At 70.4% G+C, this 23923-nt stretch carries 21 protein-coding genes and 1 riboswitch; of the genes, 5 read left to right on the top strand and 16 right to left on the bottom strand.

Translation table 11 applies throughout. The annotated features are described in order from the left end of the window. Positions 1-40: 40 nt before the first annotated feature. On the bottom strand, positions 41-493 hold the full coding sequence (locus tag ABZ876_RS07430; RefSeq protein WP_361775755.1) for an SRPBCC family protein: 453 nt from the start codon (positions 491-493) through the stop codon (positions 41-43). 171 nt (positions 494-664) lie between these two features. Beyond that, the gene (locus ABZ876_RS07425) at positions 665-1462 is read right to left on the bottom strand and encodes a metallophosphoesterase (RefSeq protein WP_361775752.1); all 798 of its coding nucleotides are present in this window, start codon (positions 1460-1462) and stop codon (positions 665-667) included. A gap of 307 nt (positions 1463-1769) precedes the next feature. Between ABZ876_RS07425 and ABZ876_RS07420 the strand changes: the two genes are divergently transcribed. After that, positions 1770-3566: an AMP-binding protein gene (locus ABZ876_RS07420; RefSeq protein WP_361775749.1), complete on the top strand. Its 1797-nt coding sequence runs from the start codon at positions 1770-1772 to the stop codon at positions 3564-3566. 16 nt (positions 3567-3582) lie between these two features. Here ABZ876_RS07420 and ABZ876_RS07415 read toward each other — a convergent pair whose 3' ends face one another. After that, positions 3583-5169, bottom strand: a complete 1587-nt coding sequence (locus tag ABZ876_RS07415; protein WP_361775746.1) for a GMC oxidoreductase — start codon at positions 5167-5169, stop codon at positions 3583-3585. A 127-nt stretch (positions 5170-5296) separates the two neighbouring features. After that, positions 5297-6439, bottom strand: coding sequence for a glycosyltransferase family 4 protein (locus ABZ876_RS07410; RefSeq protein ID WP_361775743.1), 1143 nt, complete (start codon positions 6437-6439; stop codon positions 5297-5299). A 148-nt stretch (positions 6440-6587) separates the two neighbouring features. On the opposite strand from ABZ876_RS07410, the gene ABZ876_RS07405 reads away from it, so the two are divergent. After that, entirely contained in the window at positions 6588-7814 is a 1227-nt protein-coding gene (locus tag ABZ876_RS07405; RefSeq protein ID WP_361775740.1) for a glycosyltransferase 87 family protein, read from the top strand. A gap of 30 nt (positions 7815-7844) precedes the next feature. On the opposite strand, the gene ABZ876_RS07400 is transcribed toward ABZ876_RS07405, so the two are convergent. The 5 genes from ABZ876_RS07400 to ABZ876_RS07380 form a co-directional block, all read right to left on the bottom strand. Next, entirely contained in the window at positions 7845-9065 is a 1221-nt protein-coding gene (locus ABZ876_RS07400) for a hypothetical protein (RefSeq protein WP_361775737.1), read from the bottom strand. A gap of 42 nt (positions 9066-9107) precedes the next feature. Beyond that, on the bottom strand, positions 9108-10178 hold the full coding sequence (locus ABZ876_RS07395; protein WP_361775734.1) for an NlpC/P60 family protein: 1071 nt from the start codon (positions 10176-10178) through the stop codon (positions 9108-9110). Between the two features lie 218 nt (positions 10179-10396). Then, on the bottom strand, positions 10397-11437 hold the full coding sequence (locus ABZ876_RS07390; protein WP_361775731.1) for an NlpC/P60 family protein: 1041 nt from the start codon (positions 11435-11437) through the stop codon (positions 10397-10399). Positions 11438-11765: 328 nt separating this feature from the next. After that, on the bottom strand, positions 11766-13115 hold the full coding sequence (locus tag ABZ876_RS07385) for an NYN domain-containing protein (RefSeq protein ID WP_361775728.1): 1350 nt from the start codon (positions 13113-13115) through the stop codon (positions 11766-11768). Between the two features lie 34 nt (positions 13116-13149). Continuing rightward, on the bottom strand, positions 13150-13389 hold the full coding sequence (locus ABZ876_RS07380; RefSeq protein WP_361775725.1) for a hypothetical protein: 240 nt from the start codon (positions 13387-13389) through the stop codon (positions 13150-13152). Between the two features lie 158 nt (positions 13390-13547). Here ABZ876_RS07380 and ABZ876_RS07375 point away from each other — a divergent pair, with 158 nt between their 5' ends. Next, the gene (locus ABZ876_RS07375) at positions 13548-14279 is read left to right on the top strand and encodes a rhomboid family intramembrane serine protease (RefSeq protein WP_361775722.1); all 732 of its coding nucleotides are present in this window, start codon (positions 13548-13550) and stop codon (positions 14277-14279) included. Continuing rightward, on the top strand, positions 14276-14557 hold the full coding sequence (locus tag ABZ876_RS07370; protein ID WP_055491895.1) for an Lrp/AsnC ligand binding domain-containing protein: 282 nt from the start codon (positions 14276-14278) through the stop codon (positions 14555-14557). Before ABZ876_RS07375 ends, ABZ876_RS07370 begins: the two co-directional genes overlap by 4 nt. A gap of 80 nt (positions 14558-14637) precedes the next feature. Here the strand turns inward: ABZ876_RS07370 and ABZ876_RS07365 are convergent, their stop codons facing one another. The 6 genes from ABZ876_RS07365 to ABZ876_RS07340 all read right to left on the bottom strand — a co-directional run bounded on the left by ABZ876_RS07365 (position 14638) and on the right by ABZ876_RS07340 (position 21957). Next, positions 14638-15999 carry an aminotransferase class V-fold PLP-dependent enzyme gene (locus tag ABZ876_RS07365; RefSeq protein ID WP_361775719.1) on the bottom strand — a complete coding sequence of 454 codons (1362 nt, stop codon included), beginning with the start codon at positions 15997-15999 and terminating at the stop codon, positions 14638-14640. Positions 16000-16211: 212 nt separating this feature from the next. Further along, positions 16212-16328: riboswitch (SAM riboswitch) on the bottom strand. A gap of 170 nt (positions 16329-16498) precedes the next feature. Next, positions 16499-17563, bottom strand: a complete 1065-nt coding sequence (trpD, locus tag ABZ876_RS07360; RefSeq protein ID WP_361775716.1) for an anthranilate phosphoribosyltransferase — start codon at positions 17561-17563, stop codon at positions 16499-16501. A gap of 134 nt (positions 17564-17697) precedes the next feature. Then, positions 17698-19359: a cytochrome bc complex cytochrome b subunit gene (locus ABZ876_RS07355; protein WP_361775713.1), complete on the bottom strand. Its 1662-nt coding sequence runs from the start codon at positions 19357-19359 to the stop codon at positions 17698-17700. After that, positions 19356-20414, bottom strand: coding sequence for a Rieske 2Fe-2S domain-containing protein (locus ABZ876_RS07350; protein ID WP_361775710.1), 1059 nt, complete (start codon positions 20412-20414; stop codon positions 19356-19358). Before ABZ876_RS07350 ends, ABZ876_RS07355 begins: the two co-directional genes overlap by 4 nt. After that, positions 20411-21223, bottom strand: coding sequence for a c-type cytochrome (locus tag ABZ876_RS07345; RefSeq protein ID WP_361775707.1), 813 nt, complete (start codon positions 21221-21223; stop codon positions 20411-20413). The genes ABZ876_RS07350 and ABZ876_RS07345 overlap by 4 nt, the downstream gene beginning before the upstream one ends. Positions 21224-21336: 113 nt before the next feature. Further along, positions 21337-21957: a heme-copper oxidase subunit III gene (locus ABZ876_RS07340; protein WP_055491901.1), complete on the bottom strand. Its 621-nt coding sequence runs from the start codon at positions 21955-21957 to the stop codon at positions 21337-21339. A 178-nt stretch (positions 21958-22135) separates the two neighbouring features. On the opposite strand from ABZ876_RS07340, the gene ABZ876_RS07335 reads away from it, so the two are divergent. Next, positions 22136-22537, top strand: a complete 402-nt coding sequence (locus ABZ876_RS07335) for a hypothetical protein (RefSeq protein ID WP_361775704.1) — start codon at positions 22136-22138, stop codon at positions 22535-22537. A 51-nt stretch (positions 22538-22588) separates the two neighbouring features. Here the strand turns inward: ABZ876_RS07335 and ABZ876_RS07330 are convergent, their stop codons facing one another. Continuing rightward, positions 22589-23860: an Ig-like domain-containing protein gene (locus ABZ876_RS07330; protein ID WP_361775701.1), complete on the bottom strand. Its 1272-nt coding sequence runs from the start codon at positions 23858-23860 to the stop codon at positions 22589-22591. Positions 23861-23923: the final 63 nt, after the last annotated feature.

The raw sequence follows: 23923 nt of genomic DNA, 5'->3' as shown, positions 1-23923 counted from the left end.
CCCCGGACCGCGCTTCGGGCGGACGGGCAGAGCCGGTCCCCTACTTCTCGTTCTTCTCGCCCGACTCCACCCGCTTCTTCAGCCCGGCCAGGGCCCGGTCGATGATGACCTTCTCCGCCTTGCGCTTGATCATGCCGAGCATCGGGATCTTGACGTCGACCGTCAGCTGGTACGTCACCTCCGTGCCGCCGGAAGTGGCCGGCTTCAGCAGGTAGGAGCCGTCCAGGGAGCGGAGCATCTGGGACTTGACGAGGGTCCAGGAGACCTCGTTGTCGCCCGTCCAGGTGTACGCCAGAGTCTGGTCGTCCTTGATCGCGCCCGCGTCCATGACCAGGCGCACCTGCTCGGCACGGCCCTGCGCGTCCGCCGCGAGGACCTCCGCCTCCTTCACCTCGCCCGTCCAGTCCGGATAGCGCGCGAAGTCGGCGATCACCCGCATGACGTCGGCCGGAGCCGCCTCGATCGTGATGCTCGAGCTGGTGTGTTCCGCCATCGCCGTGGCTCCTCCAGATGCGGTCCGGTGAGGGAGGGTGGTGCGCCCGTGCGCAAGTGCGCACGTGTGTGCAGCGTGAAGGCTACCGCGCACGCGCCGTGCCGCTACCACCCCACCTGCGGTTCGGCCACCGGCCCGTCGTGCGGGCGGGGCGGTCCGGGCCCCCGCGGGTCACCACTCCAGCGCCCAGGGCCTCCCGCTGCCCGCGAAATGCCCCACGTTCACGCACTCCGTGGCGCCGATCCGCATCCGGCGCACCAGCGGCTGGTGGACATGACCGAAGAGCGAGTAGCGCGGACGCGTGCGACGGATCGCCTCCAGCAGGGCCCGGCTGCCGCGCTCGAAGCGGCGCGCCACCGTGTCGTAGACCAGCTCGGGCACCTCCGGCGGGATGTGGGTGCACAGTACGTCCACCTCGCCCACCGCCTCGATCTTCGCCGCGTACTCCTCGTCGCTGATCTCGTACGGGGTGCGCATGGGGGTGCGCAGGCCCCCGCCGACGAAGCCGAAGGTCCAGCCGCCGATCTCCACCCGCTCGCCGTCGAGCACGGTGGTGCCGGCACCGGCGTACTCGGACCACAGGGCCGGCATGTCGACATTGCCGTAGGTGGCGTAGGTCGGGGTCGGGAACGCGGCGAACAGCTCGGTGTACTGCTTGCGCACCGCCTTCTCGATCGCCGCGGCACGGTCATCGCCCACCCCGGCCCACAACCGGGCGCCGAAGGCGCGCGCCTCCTCGAAGCGGCGGGCGGTGCGCAGCTCGACGATCCGGTCGGCGTTCTCCTTGCCGAACAGGTCCGGGAAGATTCCGCGTGAGTGGTCGGCGTAGTCGAGGAAGAGGACCAGATCCCCCAGGCAGAGCAGGGCGTCGGCCCCGTCCCCTGCTCTGGCCAGGTCGCGCGCGTTGCCGTGCACGTCGCTGACCACGTGAACGCGCGTCTTCGGAGTGCCGGCCGGTGTGGGTGCCATGACGATCAAGGGTAGGGCTGTGGGACATATGTGAACAGTGGCGGGCGGACCTGCGGTTACTGGCCAGTCAGTAAAGGGGTGGACTACTGTGCGCGAAGGAACGCCAAGACGTGTGACGCACGGAACATCTCGCCGGGACCCCCTGTCCCGGAGGCCATACCGGCGGGTAACGTCCGGGCAGTCCAGTCGTGCTCAGGGTTTCAACCAACGTCTGTCGGTGGGAACGCTGCGCACCTGACCGAGCCTTGGACCGCACCGTCGCAGCACACAGAGTCGTGGCGTCGGCGCCCTATGAGGAGCAGCAGTCTTGCGCGAGTTCAGCCTTCCGGCTTTGTACGAGGTCCCTGCGGACGGCAATCTGACCGACATCGTCCGCAGAAACGCCGCGCAGCATCCCGATGTCGCCGTCATCGCCCGCAAGGTGGGCGGTACCTGGCAGGACGTCACCGCCACCACCTTCCTCGCCGAGGTGCGGAGCGCGGCGAAGGGACTCATCGCCTCCGGTGTCCAGCCGGGCGACCGGGTGGGTCTCCTGTCCCGCACCCGCTACGAGTGGACCCTGCTGGACTTCGCGATCTGGAGCGCCGGGGCGGTCACCGTGCCGGTGTACGAGACCAGCTCGCCGGAGCAGGTGGAGTGGGTCCTCGGCGATTCGGGCGCCACCGCCTGCATCGTGGAGCTGGACGCTCACGCCGCGGCCGTCGAGTCGGTGCGCGACCGGCTGCCCGCGCTGAAGCACGTCTGGCAGATCGAGGCCGGAGGCGTGGAGGAGCTGGGCCGGGCCGGCAAGGACGTCAGCGACGCGACGGTCGAGGAGCGCAGCTCGCTCGCCAAGGCCGACGACCCGGCGACGATCGTCTACACCAGCGGGACCACCGGACGCCCCAAGGGCTGTGTGCTCACGCACCGCAACTTCTTCGCCGAGTGCGGCAACATCGTCGAGCGGCTGCGTCCGCTCTTCCGCACGGGCGAGTGCTCCGTCCTGCTCTTCCTGCCGCTCGCGCACGTCCTCGGGCGTCTGGTGCAGATCGCGCCCATGATGGCGCCGATCAAGCTGGGCTGCGTCCCGGACATCAAGAACCTCACCGAGGAACTCGGCGCGTTCCGGCCGACGTTGATCCTCGGTGTGCCGCGCGTCTTCGAGAAGGTCTACAACTCGGCGCGGGCCAAGGCGCGGGCCGAAGGCAAGGGGAAGATCTTCGACAAGGCGGCGGACGCGGCGATCGCGTACAGCCGCGCCCTGGACACCCCGTCCGGCCCGTCGCTCGGTCTGAGGATCAAGCACAAGGCGTTCGACAAGCTCGTCTACAGCAAGCTGCGCGGGGTGCTGGGCGGTCGCGGCGAGTACGCCATCTCCGGCGGCGCCCCGCTCGGCGAGCGCCTCGGACACTTCTTCCGCGGCATCGGCTTCACGGTCCTGGAGGGCTACGGCCTGACCGAGACCGCCGCGGCCACGGCCTTCAACCCGTGGGACCGGCAGAAGATCGGCACGGTCGGCCAGCCGCTGCCGGGGTCCGTGGTCCGGATCGCGGACGACGGCGAGGTGCTGATCCACGGCGAGCACGTCTTCCGGGAGTACTGGAACAACGAGGCCGCGACCGCGGAGGCGCTGTCCGACGGCTGGTTCCACACCGGTGACATCGGCACCCTCGACGAGGACGGCTATCTGATGATCACCGGCCGCAAGAAGGAGATCATCGTCACCGCGGGCGGCAAGAACGTCGCCCCGGCCGTGATCGAGGACCGTATCCGGGCGCATGCGCTGGTCGCGGAGTGCATGGTGGTCGGTGACGGGCGGCCGTTCGTGGGCGCGCTGATCACTCTCGACGAGGAGTTCCTGGCGCGCTGGGCGTCCGAGCACGGCAAGCCGGCGGGTTCCACCGCGGCGTCGCTCCGCGACGACCCGGATCTGCTCGCGGCGATCCAGGACGCGGTCGACGACGGCAACGCCGCGGTGTCGAAGGCGGAATCGGTGCGGAAGTTCCGCATTCTCTCCTCCCAGTTCGACGAGGAGTCGGGGCACCTCACGCCGTCCCTGAAGCTCCGGCGCAGTGTGGTGGCGAAGGACTACGCGGAGGAGATCGAGGCCATCTACCGGAAGTAGCGGCCCGGACCCCGGCTCATGACGCGGTGTCCTCGGCGAGGACCCGCGTCATGGTGCGTTCCGCGAGTGCGGTGATGGTGAGGAACGGGTTGACGCCGAGGGAACCCGGCACGAGGGAGCCGTCGGTGACGTACAGCTTCGAGTAGCCCTTGACCCGGCCGTAGTCGTCGGTCGCCCGGCCGAGGACGCAGCCGCCGAGCGGGTGGTACGTGAAGTCGTCGGCGAAGGCCTTGGCGGTCGCGCCGAAGAGGTCGTACCGGTAGATGGTCGCGTTGGCGGCGTTGATCCGGTCGAACAGTCTCTTCGCCATGCCCACGGAGACGGCGCTCTGGGCGGCGGTCCAGCCGAGCTTCACCGAGTCCGTCGCCGCGTCGTAGGAGAAAGACGCGCGCTCCGGGTTCTTGGTGATCGCCAGGTAGAGGCTGACCCAGTGCTCCAGCCCCATGGGCAGGGGGGCGATCTCGGCGAAGACGGGGTTGTCGCGGTTGGCCCAGTCGTCGATGCCCATGACGGGGATGGTCGACTCGTTGGCGCCCACCGTGTCCCAGAGGTGGTTGGCGCGGCCGAGCATCACATTGCCGTTGGTGCCCCAGCCGGCCCCGACGCTCGCGTCGAGCGCGGGCAGGGTGCCCGTCTCGCGGGCGCGCAGCAGCAGTTCGGTGGTGCCGAGGCTGCCGGCGCCGAGGAACAGGTAGGTGCACCCGTACTGCTTGGTCTCGACGACCGTGCCGGTGAGGTCGATCCGGTCGGCGGTCAGCAGATAGGTGCCGTCGGCGGCCCGGCGGATCTCCCTGACCCGCTCCAGGGTGTCGATGGTGACGTTGCCGGTGCCGAGTGCGGCGGCCAGATAGGTCTGGTCGAGGCTGCGCTTGCCGTGGTTGTTGCCGTAGATGACCTCGCCGGCCAGCGCGGATCTGGTCGCCGTGCCGGCCGCCTCGCGCCGCATGTAGTCGAAGTCGTAGACGTTGGGCACGAAGGGGGTCTTCAGACCGGTGTTGGCGGCGGCCTTCCGGGAGGTGCGGGCGAACCGGTACCACTCCGTGGACTCGAACCAGGCGGGGTCGACCGTGTTGACGCCGAGCATGGAGCGGGCGCGCGGGAAGTACGTGGCGTACATCTCGCCGGCGTCGACGGTGGGGAACTGCTCGCTGAAGTAGGACGGCAGGGGTGCCGGGGCCATGCCCCCGTTGACCAGGGAGCCGCCGCCGACGCCCCGGCCCACGTAGACGGACATGTGGTCGAAGTGCACTCGGTCGAGGACTCCGGGATAGCGGCTGATGTCCCTGTTGACGACGTCCAGCCACAGGAAGGTGGCGAGCGGTGCCTCGGTGCGCGTGCGGAACCACATCGCTCGCTGGTCCGGGGCGCTGGTGGAGCAGAACACCTTGCCGTCGGGGCCGGAGGTGTTCCACAGGCGGCCCATCTCCAGGACGTGGGTGCGGATGCCCGCCTGGCCGAGGCGCAGGGCGGCCACGGCGCCGCCGTAGCCGGAGCCGACGACGATCGCGGGCGCGGACTCGACCGCGTCGGGCTCGGCCGCTTCGGCGGACTGAAGGCCGATACGGGTGAACCCCAGGGCCGCCGCTGTCTGGAGGGCGACCATCCCGAGAATATGACGTCTGGTCAGTTGACGATGCGTCAGTTTTTCTGTCATGGCCGCAGCATCGGCGGATTTTCGCCTTCCGCCTAGTGGCTCCGCCGTTTTTGGGCGCCGACCCCGTCAAGGCCCCCTACAGCAGGTCCCTGAGCCTCTCCGCGAGCAGATCCCAGCGCCACTTCTCCTCGACCCACCGCCTGCCCCGCTCCCCCATACGGCGGCGCAGCTCCGGGTCGCCCAGGAGGGTGATGATCCGCTCCGCCGCCTCCTCGGGGGAGCCGCCCCGCACCACCCAGCCGGTCTCGCCGTCGAGCACCGCGTCCGGGGCGCCGCCCGAGTCGCCGGCGACCACCGGGAGACCTGTCGCGGACGCCTCCAGGTACACGATGCCGAGGCCCTCGACGTCCAGGCCGCCCCTGCGGGTGCGGCACGGCATCGCGAAGACGTCGCCGGCACCGTAGTGGGCGGGCAGCTCGGACCACGGAACGGCGCCCGTGAAGTGGACGGCGCCGGCGACCCCGGTCTCGTGGGCGAGTCTGCGCAGGTCCTTCTCGTAGGGGCCGCCGCCGACGATCAGCAGGACCGCGTCCGGCTCCTCGGCCAGGATCAGCGGCATCGCCCGGATCAGCGTGTCCTGGCCCTTGCGCCGGACCAGCCGGGACACACAGACCACCACCGGGCGGTCCGTGAGTCCCAGCCGGGCCCGGACCTCACCGCCGCCCGAGTCCGGGTGGAACGTCTTCTCGTCGACCCCCGGGGGCAGTTGCACCATGCGCCCGGCCGCCTGCGGGGTCAGCGCGGAGGCGATTCTCGAGCGGGTGTACTCGCCGAGATAGGTGAGGGTGTCCGTCGACTCGCCGATCCGGCGCAACAGCTCGCGTGCCGCGGGAAGTTGGGCCCAGCCCGCCTCATGGCCGTGGGTGGTGGCCACCAGTCGCTCCGCCCCGGCCCGGCGCAGCGCCGGAGCCATCAGGCCGAGCGGTGCCGCCGCCCCGAACCACACCGACGTACAGCCGTGCTCCCGCAGCAGTCCCGCGGCCCGCCGGGTCACGCCCGGCGTCGGCAGCAGCATCGTCGTCCGGTCCCGTACGACGGTGAAGGGCTGCTCGGCGTCGAACGCGGCCGTCGCCCGGGCGCCTTCGCGGCCGCGCTTCCAGGTGGAGGCGTAGACGACCAGGCGGTCGGGGTCCAGGCGCAGGGCCATGTTGTGCAGGAACGCCTGGATGCCGCCGGGGCGGGGCGGGAAGTCGTTGGTCACGATCAGGGTCTTGTGCATCGTCGTCGACAGTACCGAACCCGGCATGAGACCGTACTCACAGCTCCCCACGGCCGCGCTTCTTGGCCCTCGCACAGTCCGGCGCGGAATCATGGCCCCGCAGAATGGCAACGACGCGCGACGCGCCGGAACAGGGGCTCAAGTGGACATGACGGGCACACGGAGGTTCCCGGTCTGGCTGTTCACCGTGTGGGTCCTGACCAGAGTCCTCCTGCTGCTCTTCGTCCTCCGGGTGCTCGTCTTCCCCGGCCCCGATGTCACCACCGACGTCTCGGTGATCTACCACGGGTGGTACGAGACCCTGAGCACGGGGGCGTTCCCGCACGACGACGTCACCTGGCAGTACCCGCCCGCCGCCGCGCTCGCGATCCTCTCTCCCGCACTGCTGCCCTTCCTGGACTACGCGCAGGCCTTCTACGTCCTCGCCCTCCTCGCCGATCTGGCGGTCCTCTGCCTGCTCCGGTACGCGGGCGGCCGCCCCGGCAGGACGGTACGCGGTGCCTGGCTGTGGACGGCCGGCGTGGCCCTGCTCGGGCCGACCGTCTACGCCCGCTACGACCTGATGGTGACCGCGGTGGCGGTGGCGGCACTGCTGGCGGGAGCGGGCCGGCCGCGGGTGATGGGGGCGCTCACGGGCCTCGGCGCCCTGCTGAAGGTGTGGCCGGTGCTGCTGCTGGCGGGGGCCGCGAGCCGCCGGGCCTGGTTCTCGGCCGCGGCGACGGCCGGCGGTCTGGCGCTGCTGTTCGGCCTGACGGCGCCCGGCTCCTTCGCCTTCCTGACCGCCCAGCGCGACCGCGGCACCGAGGTGGAGTCGATGGGCTCGCTGGTCTTCCACGTCGCCCGGCACTTCGGCTGGAAGGGGCAGGTGCTGCTCAACTACGGCTCGGTGGAGTTCCTCGGCCCGTACGTGGACTGGGTCAGCGCGGCGGCCCTGGCCCTGACCGTGACCGCCTTCGGCTGGCTGCTGCTGTGGCGGGTGCGCGTCCGCCGTCTGCCGCCGCACGCGCTCGCGGACGCGGCCTTCGTGGCGGTGCTGCTGTTCACGGTGACCAGCCGGGTGATCAGCCCCCAGTACCTGGTGTGGCTGGTGGGGATCGCGGCCGTGTGCCTGTGCCGGCGCGGCAGCCGGATGACCCTGCCCGCCGGACTGGTGCTGGCCGCCTGCCTCGCCACCGTGCTGGAGTTCCCCGTCTGCTTCGCGAACGTCGTCGCCAGCGACCGGCTGGGCATCGCCCTCCTGCTCGTCCGCAACGGACTGCTGCTGCTCGCCACGGTGACCGCCGCCCGGCAGCTGTGGCGCGCCACGGTCTCCGGACAGCCACCGACCCTGCCGCCCCGGACCGCCCGCACCGAGGAGAGCCTCGCGCCCTCCTGACGGGGCGGGAGCGGTGCCCGGCGGCGCGCCCTAGCCCAGTCGCGCCCGCAGATACGCCCGCCACTGCTCGGTGAACCTCTCCGGTGTCGTCCTGAGCACCCGTCCAAGTGCGGCCTCGACCGCTCCGGCACGCCCACGGTGGTCGCCCACCGCCCGGTAGAACGCGTTCAGCCGCGCCTCTCCCCAGCGGTCGGCGATCATCCGGCAGGCCGTCCAGCCGCCCTCGTAGGCCCGCGCCAGCGTGTCCGCGTCCCCGGAGAAGGCGAAGTCCGCGTCCTTCGGCAGAGTGGCCGGGACGTGCCCCAGGGCGATCGAGCGGCCCAGCTCGGGGGCCGCCTCCCGGGCGGTGCGGCCGCTGTCGCGGTAACCGGCATAGTCGGCGTACCCCTCGGACAGCCACAGGGGCGTGGCCGCGGTGGTGTGGGCGCGGGTGGCGACATGGGCGGTCTCGTGCCGGAGCACGATCTGCTTGCCCAGGTCGCCGAGGACCCCGTACGCGTCCGGGTTGACGATGACCCGGTCCGCGGGTGCCTTCCCCGTGCCCCCGGCCTCCCCGGTGGTGACCGCGGCGATCCCCCGGTACCCGGACGCCGTGGCGCCGAGCAGCCCCGCCATCCCCTGGACGGACCGCGGCACGAGCACCACGACGTGACGGGCCCAGTCCGTTCCCCATGCCTCGGTGACGGCGGGCACCGACCGGTCCGCGAGGTCCGCATAGATCCGCAGGACGGCCCGCGGCTGCCCCACCCCGAGGACGAGGCTGTGCGCTCCGCGGACGGTCTCGACGGCGCCCTGCTCCCACAACTGCTCGGGGGCCTTCTTCGCGGGCTCCTCGGAGCTGACGTACCAGCGGCCGCCGGTGCGGACCAGCCGCAGGACCCGGGCGGCGGTGACCGGCGCCCGGTCGTAGCCCTTGATGCGGTAGCGCAGTTCGGCGTCGGCGCTCGCCCGGTCGCCGGTGCGGTGCAGAGCCGTCACGCGGTAGGACCAGGCGGCCAGCGGCACGGCACGGAGGTTGTCGAACTCGGAGGCACCGGCGGCCGGCCGGCCCGCGGCGCCGGCGGACCGCGCCTCGGTCGCGAGGAACGCGGGCCGGTTCCCGTCGAGGACGGCGGCCGCCCGCCGGTCGAGGACCTGCTGCACCGCGGCCGTCCGGATGTCCGGCCCGGGCCGCCCGCCGCAGCCGACGAGCCCGGTGAGCAGCAGCGCACAGCAGGCCACGATCCCCGACGCACGCCCACGACCAGCCACCGTGGCATCGTACGCGCCGGTCACGCCGTACCAGCCTCGTGGTCAGGGCCTGGTGATCGAGGAGATCGGCATCATCCCGACCGGGTCGTAGCGGACCGCTGCTCCCGGGTGGGGCGCATGGATGACCTGGCCGCCCCCGACGTACATGGCCACATGGCTCGCGTCGGAGCGGTAGACGACCAGGTCGCCGGGGCGCGCCTGGGAGAGCGGCACCTGGTGGCCGGCGTACCGCTGCTCCTGGGAGGTGCGCGGCAGTCCGACGCCCGCCTGCGCGTACGCCCACTGCATGAGACCCGAGCAGTCGAAGCCGCCCGGGCCGCTGGCGCCCCACACATACGGGCGGCCGAGCGCGGAGCGGGCCGCGGCGACCGCGGCCGAGGCGCGCCCGTCCGACGCGGCGACGCCGGTGAGGTCGGGCACGTCGCCGCCGGAGCGGGACGCCCTGTCGTAGGCGGCGCGTGCGGTGAGAGGCAGGGAGTTGAGCAGTTGTCTCGCCGTGGCGAGTTTCCGCTCGACGGTCCTCTTGTGCCGTGCGACGGCCGTGCGGTTCCTCTCCAGCTCGGCCAGCTCACCGGTGGCCTCCGCGCGTTCCCGGGCCAGCTCGCGCAGGGCGCTCTGGAGTTCCCTCAGCTGCCCGGCCTGGCGGAAGCCGATCCGGTCCAGGGCGGCCGCCCGGTCCAGGTACTCGCCCGGGTCGTCGGACAGCAGCAGCCCGAGCGCGGAGCCGAGGCCGCCGGAGCGGTACTGGGCCCCGGCGAGCGAACCGAGCGCGTCCCGCAGGGAGTTGACGCGGTCCTGCTGACGGGCGATCCGGTCCTGGGCCTGGCCGACCTCCCGGCGCAGCGAACCGGCGTCCTCGGTCGCCTTGTTGTACGCCTCGGTGGCCTGCTCGGCCTCTTGGTACAGCCGGTCCACCGTGACCCGGGGGTCGCGGGGCTGCGCGGCGTCCGCCGGTGTGGCACCGAGCGCCGTGGCGGCTGCAGCGGCGTACAGCACTGTGGCTGCCTTCTTCAGAGCCTGGTTCGCCTCCGGCGCGCCCCTGCGGCTCACCAGGCGCACGGCGCCACGGCCCCGGGCGAGGCCGGTTGGTGCAAGGCGGCGATGGGACCCCACGACCGGTCGCACTCCCTTCCGCTGACGAGCCCCGCCGCACGGCGGGGGAAACGCGGCAGACAGTAGCCGGATGATCACGCTCGGTCCAAAGAGCGTGACGGGGGCACAACGGGGCGCCCCGCCGCTGACGCAGGTCATCGGCGGGGCGCGGAGTCAGCGGGCGTCGCTGGAATTCGCCCGTTCGGGCGGAGTGATGTCCGGGTCGGCGGGGGACCCGGTCAGACCCGGACGCCGAACATGAAGGGTCCGCCGATGGTGTTCATCGACTCGTAGCGGACGACGGTGCCGGTGCGCGGGGCGTGCAGGATCTGGCCGTTGCCGGCGTAGAGGCCCACGTGGTGGATGTCGTTGAAGAAGAAGACCAGGTCGCCGACCTTGAGGTCGTTCACCGAGTAGATCCGGGTGCCTATGTTGGCCTGTTCCTGCGAGGTGCGCGGGATGGAGACGCCGGCCTGCGCGTACGCCCAGGAGGTCAGGCCCGAGCAGTCGAAGGAGGACGGACCCGTTGCGCCGTACACATAGGGCGAGCCGAGCCTGCTCTGGGCGGCGGAGAACGCCGCGGCGGCCCTGTTGGAGGCGGAGCCGGTGTCGCCACTGAGGACGTTGCGCTCGCTGGCCCGGCTGGCCCGGCTCTGCTCGGCGGCCAGTGCCGCCTTCTCCTGGGCGGTCAGGGAGTTGAGCAGCTTCTGCGCCGCGGCGAGCTTCCCCTGGACCTCCTGCTTCTTCTTGCCGAGCTCGGTCCGGGTGGCGGCGAGGTCCTTGAGCTTGTCGGAGGCCTCCTGGCGCTCCTGGGCCAGCTCGCGCTGCTTCTCCTGGATCTTCTTCAGCGCCTCGACCTGCTGGCTGCTCAACTGGTCCAGCGTGGACGCCTTGTCGAGGTAGTCGTCCGGGTTCGAGGAGAGGAACAGCTGCAGGGAGGGGTCGATGCTGCCGGTGCGGTACTGGGCGCTGGCCATGGTGCCGATGCCCTCGCGCAGCTGGTTGAGCTCGTCCTGGCCCCGGGCGACCTTGTCCTGCAGGGTGGAGATCTGCTTCTCCAGCTTGTCCTGCTTCTCCTTGGCGCCGTTGTAGGTCTCGGTGGCCTTCTCCGCCTCTTCGTAGAGCTTGTCGACCTTGGACTTGACCTCGTCCTTGCTCGGCTTCTCGCTGGGCGCGGCGTTGGCGGCCTGCGCGCTGAAGGCCACGGCAGCGGCGGCGGCGGTGGTGAGCACGGTCACACGGGTGCGGCTCGGCTGCTTGGGTCGACGGTGGGACGCCACGGGGGCGAGCTCCTTCTTCCTCCAGCCGCCTACCGACACGCCGGCGGGCGGTGCCCTCCGCCGTCACTCACCCCTTGTGAGTGATCACCCGTGCGGAGGTTCGAGGCCAGACCCTAGTGACCATGCTGTGATCAGTTCAAATCCTGAGCGGAAAAATTCCCGTGGGGCAATGCATTCTTTGCGCGGAACTCACGTGGGGTGATACAGCCTTGACGCTACGTTGCGCGAAGGCCGGTCCAATTCGGGCATGCCAGGCGGACGTTGCAGTTGGTGCGTAGGTGTCTCATGGGATGTTCGGCGCAACGGGCAAGTTCGGCAAGGAAGTCCGTTATGCCCTGGAAAACCGCTTGAGCAGGACCACCGACGCGACGGGGCGGGCGCCGGCCCGGGCGACCCCGTCGGCCACCTCGCGGTCGGTGGAGACCACGATGACCGGCCGGCCCGGCGGCTCCGCCCGCACCAGCTGACGGATCAACTCGTCGGCGGTGACGCCCGGCTTGGAGAACAGCACCCGCACTCCACGCGGCGGCGCGAGCAGCACGGGGGCGGCCAGTTCGGCCCCGTCGAAGACGCAGGTGACCTCCGCACCGGTCTGCGCGGCGAGCTGCGAGAGCTGCCCGAGGAGCCTGAGCCGCTGCTTCTCCAGCGGCATCTGCGGATAGCCGGTCTTGGTGACGTTGTAACCGTCGACCACCAGATGCGCCTGCGGCAGCGCGAGCAACTGGTCGAGGATGGCGGGATCGTTCTCGGACAGCGCCCGGGCGGCGATGTCCTTCGGCGTCATCCGTCCCGGTTCGACGGCGTCCACGGTCTCCGCGGGCCGTACCGAGACCGGCGGCAGCGCCAGCTCCCGCCGTAGCCCCTGGGCCGCGTCCAGCACGGTGTCGAGCAGCAGCCGCAGCCGCATGTCCTCGACGCTGCGCCCCTCGCGCACCGCCCGGCGGGTGGCCTCCAGGGCGGCCTCCGCCTCGCCGAGGCGCGCCTTGAGCCGACGGGCCTCGCTCTCGGCGGCGGACAGCTGCGCCTGCCCCTCGGCGCGCACGGCCTCCACCTCGCCCTGGAGCTTGCGCAGGGCGGCCTCGCCGCGCTTGACGTCACTGAGCGCGGCACGCAGCTTACGGTGAAGCGATTCGGCATCCTTGCGGGCGGACTCCAGCTCCCCACGCAGCCGTTCGGTCTCGGTGCGGGTCTGTTCGCGGGCGACCGCCAGTTCCTCGCGCAGCCGCTCCAGCTCGGCCCGGTTCTCCTCGTCGGCGCGCTCGGCGTCCGCCCGCTGGGCCTCCTCGCCCGCGGCGGCCACCAGCTTCACCCAGCCCGCGGGGCGCAGCACATAGGCCGCGGCCGCCACGTCGAGCGGATCCGCGGCCGGAGGCGGCGAGCCGGAGTCGAGGGCGCCGGTGAGTTCCGGCTGGGCCTCTCTGAGCTTCTCCGCGATCCGCTGCCGGAACAGCGCGTCGGTCTCCAGGGCCGCCGCCATGGCGTTGCCGGCGAACTTGGCCCGACGGTTCGGGGCGAACCGGGCGTACTGTCGCAACTGTGCGGGCAGTTCGGCCAGAGTCAGCCCGCCGAAGCCGTCCGAGACGATCTGCACGACCCGTCGGCGCACTCCGTCGGGCAGCGGACGGTCGAGCACCTCAGCGGTGCCGTCGACCGGCTCCCCGCCCGAAGTCTCCACCATCCGTCACCCCAATGCCTGTGCGGGGCCGCCTCCCTCAGGAGCCGGCACCCGGCCTGTCCACGAGCTCCACCTGGTCCAGTGCGTTGCACCAACGGCAACGCACCGACTCGATGGTCTCACTGACCACCTTGCGCTCCTCGACCTTCGGCTCCCCGGCCAGATCGAGGTGCACATACTCGACGACCTTCGACGAGCGGGTCACGTCGAACCGGGTGAGGTTGCCGCAGAGTGTGCAGCGCCAGCGGGTCGTCTCGGTCGGCAGGGGAACCGTCATCGTCGCTGTCTTCCCTCTTCTTCCAGTCTCCGTGATGCGCCAGTTTCCCTGGAGCATGTGGGTCGTAACCCTACGGCCTGGCAGGGAGTCGCCGCCCGCCCCTATCCCACGGCGAGGCACTCTGTGCCGATCGGTCCGGTTACGCCATGCTCTGTCCCATGATCAGCACCTGGAGCAGGACGGCCGGCAGGGCGCTGCGAGGACAGCCGGCGCCGATGACGTACGGACTGATCATCCTGTGCTGTCTGATCTTCGCGCTGGGACCGGCCTCGGGCCTGAATCCGGCGTACGGCAGGGGCGACGAGCTGCTCGCCGCCCAGCAGGCCTATTTCACCCGCTGGGGCGTGGTGCCCACGGAGCTGTTCAGCGGGGCCCCGCGGGCCGTCCTCACGCCCGCGACGGCACTGTTCGTGCACGGCAGCTGGGTGCATCTGCTCGGCAACATACTGTTCCTCTATGTCTTCGGGGCGATGACCGAGGAGCGGATGGGCCATCTGGAGTTCGCCCTGTTCTACGGGGGCTGCGGCTTTCTCGCGCTGCTCGGGTATGCGGCGGCCAACGCCGACTCCGCACAGACGCTGGTCGGGGCCTCCGGGGCGATCTCCGCGGTGCTCGGCGCGTTCCTGTTCCTTTTCCCCGGAGCCAGGGTGACCAGTCTCTTCCCGTTCCTCTTCTTCCTGCCGCTGCGCTTTCCCGCCTGGGTGGTGCTGCCGTTCTGGGCGACGCTCCAGTGGATCGCGGCGGGCCGCGCCGGTCAGGGCCCGGGCGTCGCCTACCTGGCCCACCTGGTGGGCTTCGCGCTGGGCTTCCTCTATGCCTGGGTGCGCTACGGCAGTACGAGTAGGGTGAAACCTCCAGCCCAGGCCCCCGAGGGAGAACGCCAGCCGTGATCACCGCGATCGTGCTCATCAAGACCAGCGTGGACCGGATCCCCGAGATCGCCGAGTCGATCGCCGCGCTGGACTCCGTCAGCGAGGTCTTCTCGGTCACCGGCACCTACGACCTCATCGCCATGGTCCGGGTGAAGGCGCACGACGATCTGGCGGACGTCATCCCCGGCCGGATCAGCAAGATCCCCGGCGTCCTGGCCACGGATACGCATGTCGCCTTTCGCACGTACTCCCAGCACGATCTGGAGGCGGCGTTCGCGATCGGGCTCGACAACTAGCCTGGGGCGCGGCGGCGCCTCCCGCACGGCGCACGGCCCGTCACCGTGGGCGCGCAGGCGGACGGTGACGGGACCCGCGGTCAGACCGCCGGAACGCACCGCCCGTCCTGCGTGCGGTACTTCCACTGCGCGCCGTCCCTGACCAGTTCCCCGACCGCCCGGACGAAACGCTCCACATGCTCGTCGGGCGTGCCCGCGCCGAAGCTGACGCGGATGGCGTTCAGGGACCTCTCGCCGGGTGCGGCCTCGGGGGCCCCGCACTCGCCCTGGGTGCCCGGGTCGCCGCCCAGCAGGGTGCGCACCAGCGGGTGGGCGCAGAAGAGACCGTCCCGGACGCCGATGCCGTACTCGGCGGAGAGCGCGGCGGCGAAGTGGGAGCTGTTCCAGCCCTCCACGACGAACGACAGGACGCCGACCCGGGGGGCGTCGTCACCGAAGAGGGAGAGCACCTTGACCTGCGGGATCCGGGCGAGCCCTGCCCTGACCTCGCGGACGAGGTGCTGTTCACGGGCGACGAGCGCCTCGAAGCCTGCTTCCGTGAGGGCCTTGCAGGCGGAGGCGATGGAGTAGGCGCCGATCACGTTGGGCGAACCGGCCTCGTGCCGGGCGGCGGTCTCGTGCCACTCGACGTCCACTCCCCCGTCCGTGCGCCGGGTGACCTTGCGGCTGGCGCCGCCGCCCGCGAGGTACGGCTCGGCCTCGCGCAGCCAGTCGGAGCGGCCCGCCAGCACGCCGGAGCCGAAGGGGGCGTACAGCTTGTGGCCGGAGAAGGCGACCCAGTCCACGTCGAGGTCCCTGACCGACACGGGGTGGTGCGGGGCCAGCTGGGCGGCGTCCAGGACGATACGGGCGCCGTGGGCGTGGGCGGCCGCCGCGAGCTCCCGTACGGGCCACAGCTCACCGGTGACGTTGGAGGCTCCGGTGACACAGACGAGGGCCGGGCCGTGAGGTTCGCGGTCCGCCAGGGCGCGCCCCAGGGTGGTGACGGCCTGCTGCGGGGAGCGCGGGGCGTCGAGGAAGGTCACCCGGGCGTCGCGCCAGGGCAGCAGTGAGGCGTGGTGCTCCGTCTCGAAGACGAAGACCTGGCAGCCGGCCGGCAGGGTGGCGGCGAGAAGGTTGAGCGAGTCGGTGGTGGACCGGGTGAAGACCACCTGGTCGCCCTCGCGGCAGTCGAGGAACTCTGCGACGGTCCGGCGCGCGTTCTCGAAGAGATCGGTGGACAGCTGCGACAGGTACCCGGCACCGCGGTGGACGCTGCCGTAGTACGGCGCGTACGCCGCCACGTCGTCCCAGACCCGCTGGAGCGCCGGGGCGCTGGCCGCGTAGTCGAGCGCGGCGTAGGTGACTTCCCCGCCCGTGACGAGCGGGACGCTGACATCCCGGCCCAGAACGGGCAGCGGGGCACAAACGGACTGGTCGGCGGCAAGGGTGGAGACGGACATGAGCGCACTCCCGTGAAGGCAGATGGGATCACCGCGCCGGAGGGCACGCACAACGGCGCGCGGCTGCCTCGACGGCGCGGGAAAAGGAAAAGAGGGGGAAGAAGGTGATGCGGAGGCGGGGCTCTGCGGCCCTAGCGCATTCGCTTGCTCACGGAAGGCTCCCTCGAACGACCAGGACCCCTGGCCCCACGCTCATCCACCGGCGTGTGAGGGGTCCGCGCTTGCCGTAGACCTCGCTGCCTACGGCCCGGTCTTCACCCGGGGCACCCCGCCACGGACGGAGGGTTGCCGGACAGCCGGCCGGGGCCGAGTGGCTGTCGCTCATGACCTGGACAGGACGCTACGGGAGGTGATCGCCCGGCCGCAACTCCGTCCGGATGCCGGGATGTGGGGCGCGCGTCCCCGCCGGGACGGGACGCCACGGCGAAAGACGGGGAGCGGCGAAAGGGAGGGGAGCCTGGCCGTGCCGGGCTCCCCCCGCCGTGCGCGCCATACGGTGCTAGCGGTTGCTCGCGGCCACCCAGCGTTCCAGGGTCCGCTTCGCGGCCCCCGAGTCGATCGACTCCGCCGCCTTCTCCATCCCGGCGCGGAGCTGCTCGGCCAGTGGTGCTCCCGTCGGCTCCAGGGCCACCAGGGCGGCCGCCGAGTTCAGCAGCACGGTGTCCCGGACGGGCCCCGTCTCACCGTCCAGCAGCCGCCGCGCGACCTCCGCGTTGTACGACGCGTCGGCGCCCCGCAGGGCCTCCACCGGCACCAGCTCGATGCCGACGTCGCGGGGGTCGAAGGACTCCTCGGTGACCTTGCCGTCGCGCACCACCCACACCCGTGAGGTCGAGGTCGTCGTCAGCTCGTCCAGTCCGTCGTCCCCCCGGAAGACCAGGGAGGAGTTCCCGCGTTCGGCGAGCACTCCCGCCACGATCGGCGCCATCCGCGGGTCCGCGACACCCACCGCCTGCGCCCTCACCCGTGCCGGGTTGGTCAGCGGGCCGAGGACGTTGAACGTCGTACGGATGCCGAGCTGTCCGCGCGCTGCGGCCACATGCCGCAGCGCCGGGTGGAACTTCACCGCGAAACAGAAGGTGATCCCGGCCTCCTCGGCCACCTCGGCCACCCGCTGCACCGTCAGCTCGAGATTGACACCGAGCTTCTCCAGCACGTCCGAGGCCCCGGACGCGGAGGACGCGGCCCGGTTGCCGTGCTTGACGACCTTGGCGCCCGTGCCGGCCACCACGATCGACGACATCGTGGAGATGTTCACCGTCTTCGCGCCGTCGCCGCCCGTACCGACGATGTCCACCGTCGGCCCCGGAACCTCGATGACATTGGCGTGCTCGTACATGGTCCGGACCAGACCGGTGATCTCCTCCACCGTCTCGCCCTTGGCGCGCAGCGCCACCGCGAACCCGGCGATCTGCGCGTCCGTGGCCTCACCACGCATGATGCGGTCCATCGCCCAGGCCGTGTCGTCCGCGCTCTGGTCACGGCCGTCCAGCAGCCCGTTCAGCACCTGGGGCCAGGAACGGCCCGCCGCGGTGTCGCCTCCTGCGGGGGTCACAGCGCTCATAAGCCGCTCCTGGGTCGGTGTCCCGGACGGGACGCACATCTCGAACAGGTCCACCCTATCCAGCCCGGGGCACGGCAAAGGGCCCCGTCCGGGGAGGACGGGGCCCTTCGACCGTGGCGTGGCGCGCGCAGCGATCAGTGGTGGCCGTGGCCGCTCGTGATCTCCTTGTACTCCTCGACCGTCGGCTTGGGGATCTGGTTGTCCTCGCCGTAGTAGGCGTTGCTCAGCTTGGCACGCAGCTTCTCCGAGCCCTTGATCTTCCGCTCGACGCCGTTCTCGTCGACCGTCGGGCCGATCTCGGCCGGCTTGTACTGCTCGTGCGCCGTGAGCGTGTGCAGCGCCTCCTGGCTGAGCGGCTCGTGGACCTCGATGAACTCACCGTGCGGCAGCCGCTTGATGATGCCCGACTCGCGGCCGTGCAGCACCTTGTCGCGGTCGCGGCGCTGGAGGCCGAGGCAGATCCGCTTGGTGGCGATGAACACGAGCACCGGCACCACGAAGAAGGCGATGCGGACGAACCAGGTGATCGCGTTGATCGACAGGTGGAAGTGGGTGGCCCAGATGTCGTTTCCGCCACCGACCAGCAGCACGAAGTACCAGGAGATCCAGGCGGCACCGAAGGCCGTACGCGTCGGCGCGTTGCGCGGGCGGTCCAGGATGTGGTGCTCGCGCTTGTCACCGGTGACCCAGGACTCGATGAACGGGTAGACCGCGATCGCGACCAGGACCAGCGGGAAGATCACCAGCGGGATGAACACTCCCAGGACGAGCGTGTGGCCCCAGACGTTGATCTCCCAGCCCGGCATCGTACGGATGAGGCCCTCGGAGAAGCCCATGTACCAGTCGGGCTGGGCACCGGTGGACACCTGGTCCGGACGGTAGGGACCCATGGCCCAGATCGGGTTGATCTGGGCGACCGCCGCGATGGCCGCGATGGCACCGAAGACCAGGAAGAAGAAGCCTCCGGCCTTGGCCATGTAGACCGGCAGCAGCGGCATGCCGACGACGTTGTTGTTCGTCTTTCCGGGACCCGCGAACTGCGTGTGCTTGTGGTAGAAGACCAGGATCAGGTGGCCGACCACCAGGCCGAGCATGATGCCCGGCAGCAGCAGGATGTGGATCGAGTAGAACCTGGCCACGAAGTCGCCACCCGGGAACTCGCCGCCGAAGAGGAAGAACGACAGGTACGTGCCGACGATCGGCACGGACAGGATCGCGCCCTCCATGAAGCGGACACCGGTGCCGGAGAGCAGGTCGTCCGGGAGCGAGTAGCCGGTGAAGCCGGTGAACATGCCCAGGACGAACAGCAGGAAGCCGAACAGCCAGTTGATCTCACGCGGCTTGCGGAACGCGCCCGTGAAGAAGACGCGCATCATGTGCACGAACATGCCGGCGAGGAAGACCAGCGCCGCCCAGTGGTGGATCTGCCGGATCAGCAGACCGCCCCGGACGTCGAAGCTGATGTGCAGCGTCGAGTTGAACGCCTCGCTCATCAGCTGGCCCTGCAACGGCACGTACGAGCCGTGGTACACCACCTCGTTCATCGAGGGGTGGAAGAACAGCGTCAGGTACACACCCGTGAGGATGATGATGATGAAGCTGTAGAGGCAGACCTCACCCAGCATGAACGACCAGTGGTCGGGGAAGATCTTGCGCAGGTTCGACTTGGCCAGGGAGTAGATCCCCAGGCGGCCGTCGGCCCAGTCGGCGAGTCGCTCGCCGGCCGGTGCCCTTCCGCGCGAAGTGCCCGCCGCGTCGGCGGCAGATCGACTCGAGTTGCTCGGTGTAGTGCTCATCCGCGCTCCCAGAAAGCAGGACCGACGGGCTCTTCGAAGTCGCCGAGCGCCTCGAGGTAGCCGTCCGCGTTGACGCCGATGCGCAGCTGCGGCAGGGCGTGACCGGCCGGGCCGAAGATGACCCGGGCACCGTCGGAGAGGTCGAAGGTGGACTGGTGGCACGGGCAGAGGACGTGGTGCGTCTGCTGCTCGTACAGGGAGATCGGGCAACCGACGTGGGTGCAGATCTTCGAGTAGGCCACGATGCCCTCGTGGGACCACTCGAGTTCCTTCTTGTCCTTGATGTTGTCCGGCTGGAGCCGGACGAGCATCAGGGCCGCCTTGGCGATCTCCTTCTGGAAGTCCTCGTTGTTCTCCTCCAGGCCCTCGGGCTTGGCGAAGGTGAGCGAACCGACCGCGATGTCCGAGGGACGCATCGGCTGGTTCGTGTTCATGTTGACGAGGAGCTTGCCCTTGCGCCACATCGTGTGGCGCAGCTTGGTGCCGGGCAGCGGACCGAGGTCGCGCAGCAGGAACAGGCCGGAGAGCGGCACCAGGGCCAGCGCGCCCAGCATGGTGTTCCGGATCAGCGGGCGACGGCCGAGCTGCGACTCCCTGGCACCCTCCCGGAAGTCGGCGACGACCTTCGCCTTGACTTCCGGCGGAGCCTCGATCGGGTGACGCTCGTCGGCGACCTCGACGTCGGACATCAGGGTGCGGGCCCAGTGGACCGCACCCGCGCCGATCGTGAACAGCGCCACGCCCAGCGTCAGGCCCAGCGCGAAGTTCATCGCGCTGAGGTGCCCGATCGGGAAGACGTAGATCGACCTGTCGTTCGGGATCGTGACGTACGAGGCGATGAAGCCGATGGTGGCGAGCATCGACACGGTGAACAGCATGGCGACCGTGCGCTCGGAGCGCTTGGCGGCCCGCTCGTCGATGTCCTGGATCCGGTGCTCGTGGGGCGGCAGGCCCGGGTCGGCGAACGGGTTGCGCTCGTCCGCGACGGCTACGGCACCGTGCTCGGCGTCCTGCTCAGCGGGCAGGTTCTCTTCGGGAATGTCGTGGCTACTCATGACTTCTTGGCCTTTGCGGTCCGAGCGGCGACCCAGACGGCGACAACGATCAGCACGCCGAGTCCGAAGATCCAGCCGAACAGGCCCTCGGAAACCGGACCGAGACCGCCCAGGTCAAGGCCGCCGGGGTTCTCGGTCTGGTCACCGTTGACCGCCTTGAGGTACGCGATGATGTCCTTCTTGTTCTGCTGCGACAGCGTGGTGTCGGGGAAGGACGGCATGTTCTGCGGGCCCGTCTGCATGGCCTCGTAGATGTGCTTGGGCTCGACACCCTCGAGGCTCGGCGCGAACTTGCCGTGCGTCAGGGCGCCGCCCTGGCCGGTGAAGTTGTGGCACTGCGCGCAGTTGGTGCGGAAGAGCTCCCCGCCCTTGGCGATGTCGGCGCCCTCGGGGCTGTAGTCGTTCTTCGTGGGCACGTCCGGGCCGGCGCCGAGCGAAGAGATGTACGCCGCGAGCTGGTCGATCTGGGCCTGCGTGTAGATGTTCCTCTTCTTCGGCACCTGGGCGCCCTGGGAGGTGGCGGCCGGCATGCGGCCGGTGCCCACCTGGAAGTCCACGGCCGCGGCGCCGACGCCCACCAGGCTCGGGCCGTCGGAGGTGCCCTGACCGCCGGTGCCGTGGCAGCTGGCGCAGCCCACCTGGTAGAGCTTCTTGCCCTCCTCGATGGCGAGGGACTGGGAGGTTTCATCGGCCTGCGCCTTGCTCGCGGGCGCGAACGCGGCGTACAGCCCCCCAGTGGCCGCCAGCGCGAGGAGTAGGACGACGACAGCCGCCAGCGGATGGCGTCGTCGTGCGGAGAGCTTTTTCACGGATTACCCCGGTGTCAGGATCTTCTGCGTCGATGCTTCTGGAAATGGATCGGATCGTCGCGGGCGATCGGTTCACCCCGTTCGGGTGACCTTCCGCCGCAGCGGACGGCCGACTACCTGATCATGTAGATCGTGGCGAAGAGGCCGATCCAGACGACATCGACGAAGTGCCAGTAGTAGGACACGACGATCGCGGCGGTCGCCTGCTCGTGAGTGAACCTCCGCGCCGCGTAGGTGCGTCCGAGGACCAGCAGGAAGGCGATGAGACCACCCGTCACATGCAGGCCGTGGAAGCCGGTGGTCAGGTAGAACACCGAGCCGTACGGGTCCGAGGACAGCGAGAGGCCGTCCTTCTTGACCAGCTCGGTGTACTCGAAGATCTGCCCGCCGACGAAGATCGCACCCATGATGAAGGTGACGATGAACCAGCCCCGGAGCTTCTTCACGTCTCCGCGCTCGGCGGCGAACACGCCGAGCTGACAGGTCAGGGAGGAGAGCACCAGGATCGTGGTGTTGGTCGCCGAGAACGGGAAGTTGAGATGGCTCGCCATCTCCTTCCAGTGCGTCGGCCCGGTCACCGATCGCAGGGTGAAGTACATCGCGAAGAGGGCCGCGAAGAACATCAGCTCGGAACTCAGCCAGATGATGGTTCCGACGCTGGTGAGGTTCGGCCGGTTGACCGACGGGTGCGCGTGCCCGGTTTCTACTGTCGTTGCTGTCGCCACGACCGACATTATGTCGGGCGCTTATCCCGCCCTCACTCCGGGGGGTGCCGTTCGGAGTGTCCGTACCGTCTGTAGTGCCCGTATGGCCCATGGAAGGCGTGTGCGGACCGCTGTTGGCCCGGTGTTCAAGGGAGTAGCATCCGCCCCAACGGTCCGTTCCGTACGACGCTGACGTCCCGGAGGAAGCATGCAGCCGACCGCCACGGTGCTGGTCTACAGCGACGACGCCCGCACGCGCGAGCAGGTGCGGCTCGCGACCGGGCGCAGGCCCGCTCCGGACGTCCCCGAGGTCCGGTTCGTGGAGTGCGCGACGCCCGGTGCGGTCGTCGGGGAGCTGGACAAGGGCGGCATCGACGTCTGCGTGCTGGACGGCGAGGCCGTGCCGATGGGCGGTATGGGCGTCTGCCGGCAGATCAAGGACGAGATCTTCCACTGCCCTCCGGTGCTGCTGCTGATCGCGCGGCCCCAGGACGCGTGGCTGGCGACGTGGAGCCGGGCCGATGCGGCCGTGGCGCTGCCGGTGGAGCCGGTGGAGTTCGCCTCCGCGCTGGCATCGCTGTTGCGGCGGCGGGCTCTGGCGAGCGCCTGACGGCTTCCCGGGCGCCGGCCCGCGCCCCTTGCCGGGGCACGGGCACCCTCGTCACAACGCCTGCGGGCGCAGTCTGGCGCGGTCCACCGGGTTCGGGCCCGGTTTGTCCGGGGTCAGGGCACTGCCCTTCTGCCATTTGCCCCAGTCGACGTTCCAGTCGCCGAAGCCGTTGCCGAAGGGGTCCATCAGCCTGCCGCGGGAGTTGACGACCTGGACGATGTCGCCCAGCCGCACGGTGTTGAAGAACCAACGGGCGTTGCCCGTGGTCATCCCGGTGCAGCCGTGGCTGACGTTGCGGTACCCCTGGTCCCCGACGGACCAGGGCGCGGCGTGCACGTACTCGCCGCTCCAGGTCACCCGGGCCGCCCAGTAGACCATCAGGTCGAAGGAGTCGTTGGAACTCCTGGAGATGCCGATGGTCGTTCCGCGCATACGTACGGCGGACTGCTTGGCCAGCACGACCTTGACCCCGTTGCGGGTGTCGTAACCGGGCCTGCCGGTGGTGACGGGGATCCGTCGGAGCACCTCGTCGTTCTTGAAGACCGTCATACGGTGCGCGGCGGCGTCCGTGACGGCGATGAGGCGGTCGCCCATGGTGAGCCGTACGGGCTTGCTGTCGGCGCCCCACAGGCTGTCTGAGACCTTCACGCCGACGAGACTGCTGTGCACCGTGACGGTGGTGTGGGCGGGCCAGTACTCCTTGGGGCGGAAGTGCAGCATCTTGTCGTCCACCCAGTACCAGGAGCCCTGGACCCGAGGCACCGATTCCACTTTCAGGGAGCGCTCGACGATCGCCCGGGACGCCTTGTCCTTGACGGGCTCGCTGAGTTCGGCGGTGACGGGCTGGCCGACGCCGTAGGTGCCGGTCTCGGGGCCGAGACCGACCTTCAGAAGCTTCTTCTTCGGGGCGGCGGTGTCGAACTCGAGGACCTTGCGGCCGGGCAGGCCGTCCTCGTCCTCGGTGCTCACCCGCACCGTGTAGTGGGTGCCGGCGGCCAGCGGTGAGGTGCTGTGCCAGCGGCTGCCGTCGGCGGTGAGTTCACCGGCCACGTAGCGTCCTCGGGCATCCATGGCCGTGACGTCCGTGATGCGCGCGTCCGAGTCCGGGGCGGTGATCTCCAGGGGTTTGTCGGGATCGGCCTTCTTGGCGTTGTCGTCAGGGGCGTTGTACGAGATCTGGTCCGCCGCGTCGAACGGATGCTGCGCGAGCGGGTCGCCGTCGATGCCGCAGGCGACGGGGCCTGCGGCGAGGGATATCAGCAACAGGGTGCAGCCGACGACCGTGCGGTGTCGTGGCCCCCGGAAGAACACTGAGTGGCTCATGACCTCACGCTATGAATCCCGCTCGGCCGCGGCGCGCCGAGTGATCCGTGCGGGGGACGTGAG

It is taken from the genome of Streptomyces sp. NPDC046931, from assembly GCF_040644655.1.
Classification (GTDB): domain Bacteria; phylum Actinomycetota; class Actinomycetes; order Streptomycetales; family Streptomycetaceae; genus Streptomyces.
The sequence above is the reverse complement of the archived record's forward strand: the minus strand, read 5'-3'. Positions and strand labels throughout refer to the sequence as shown.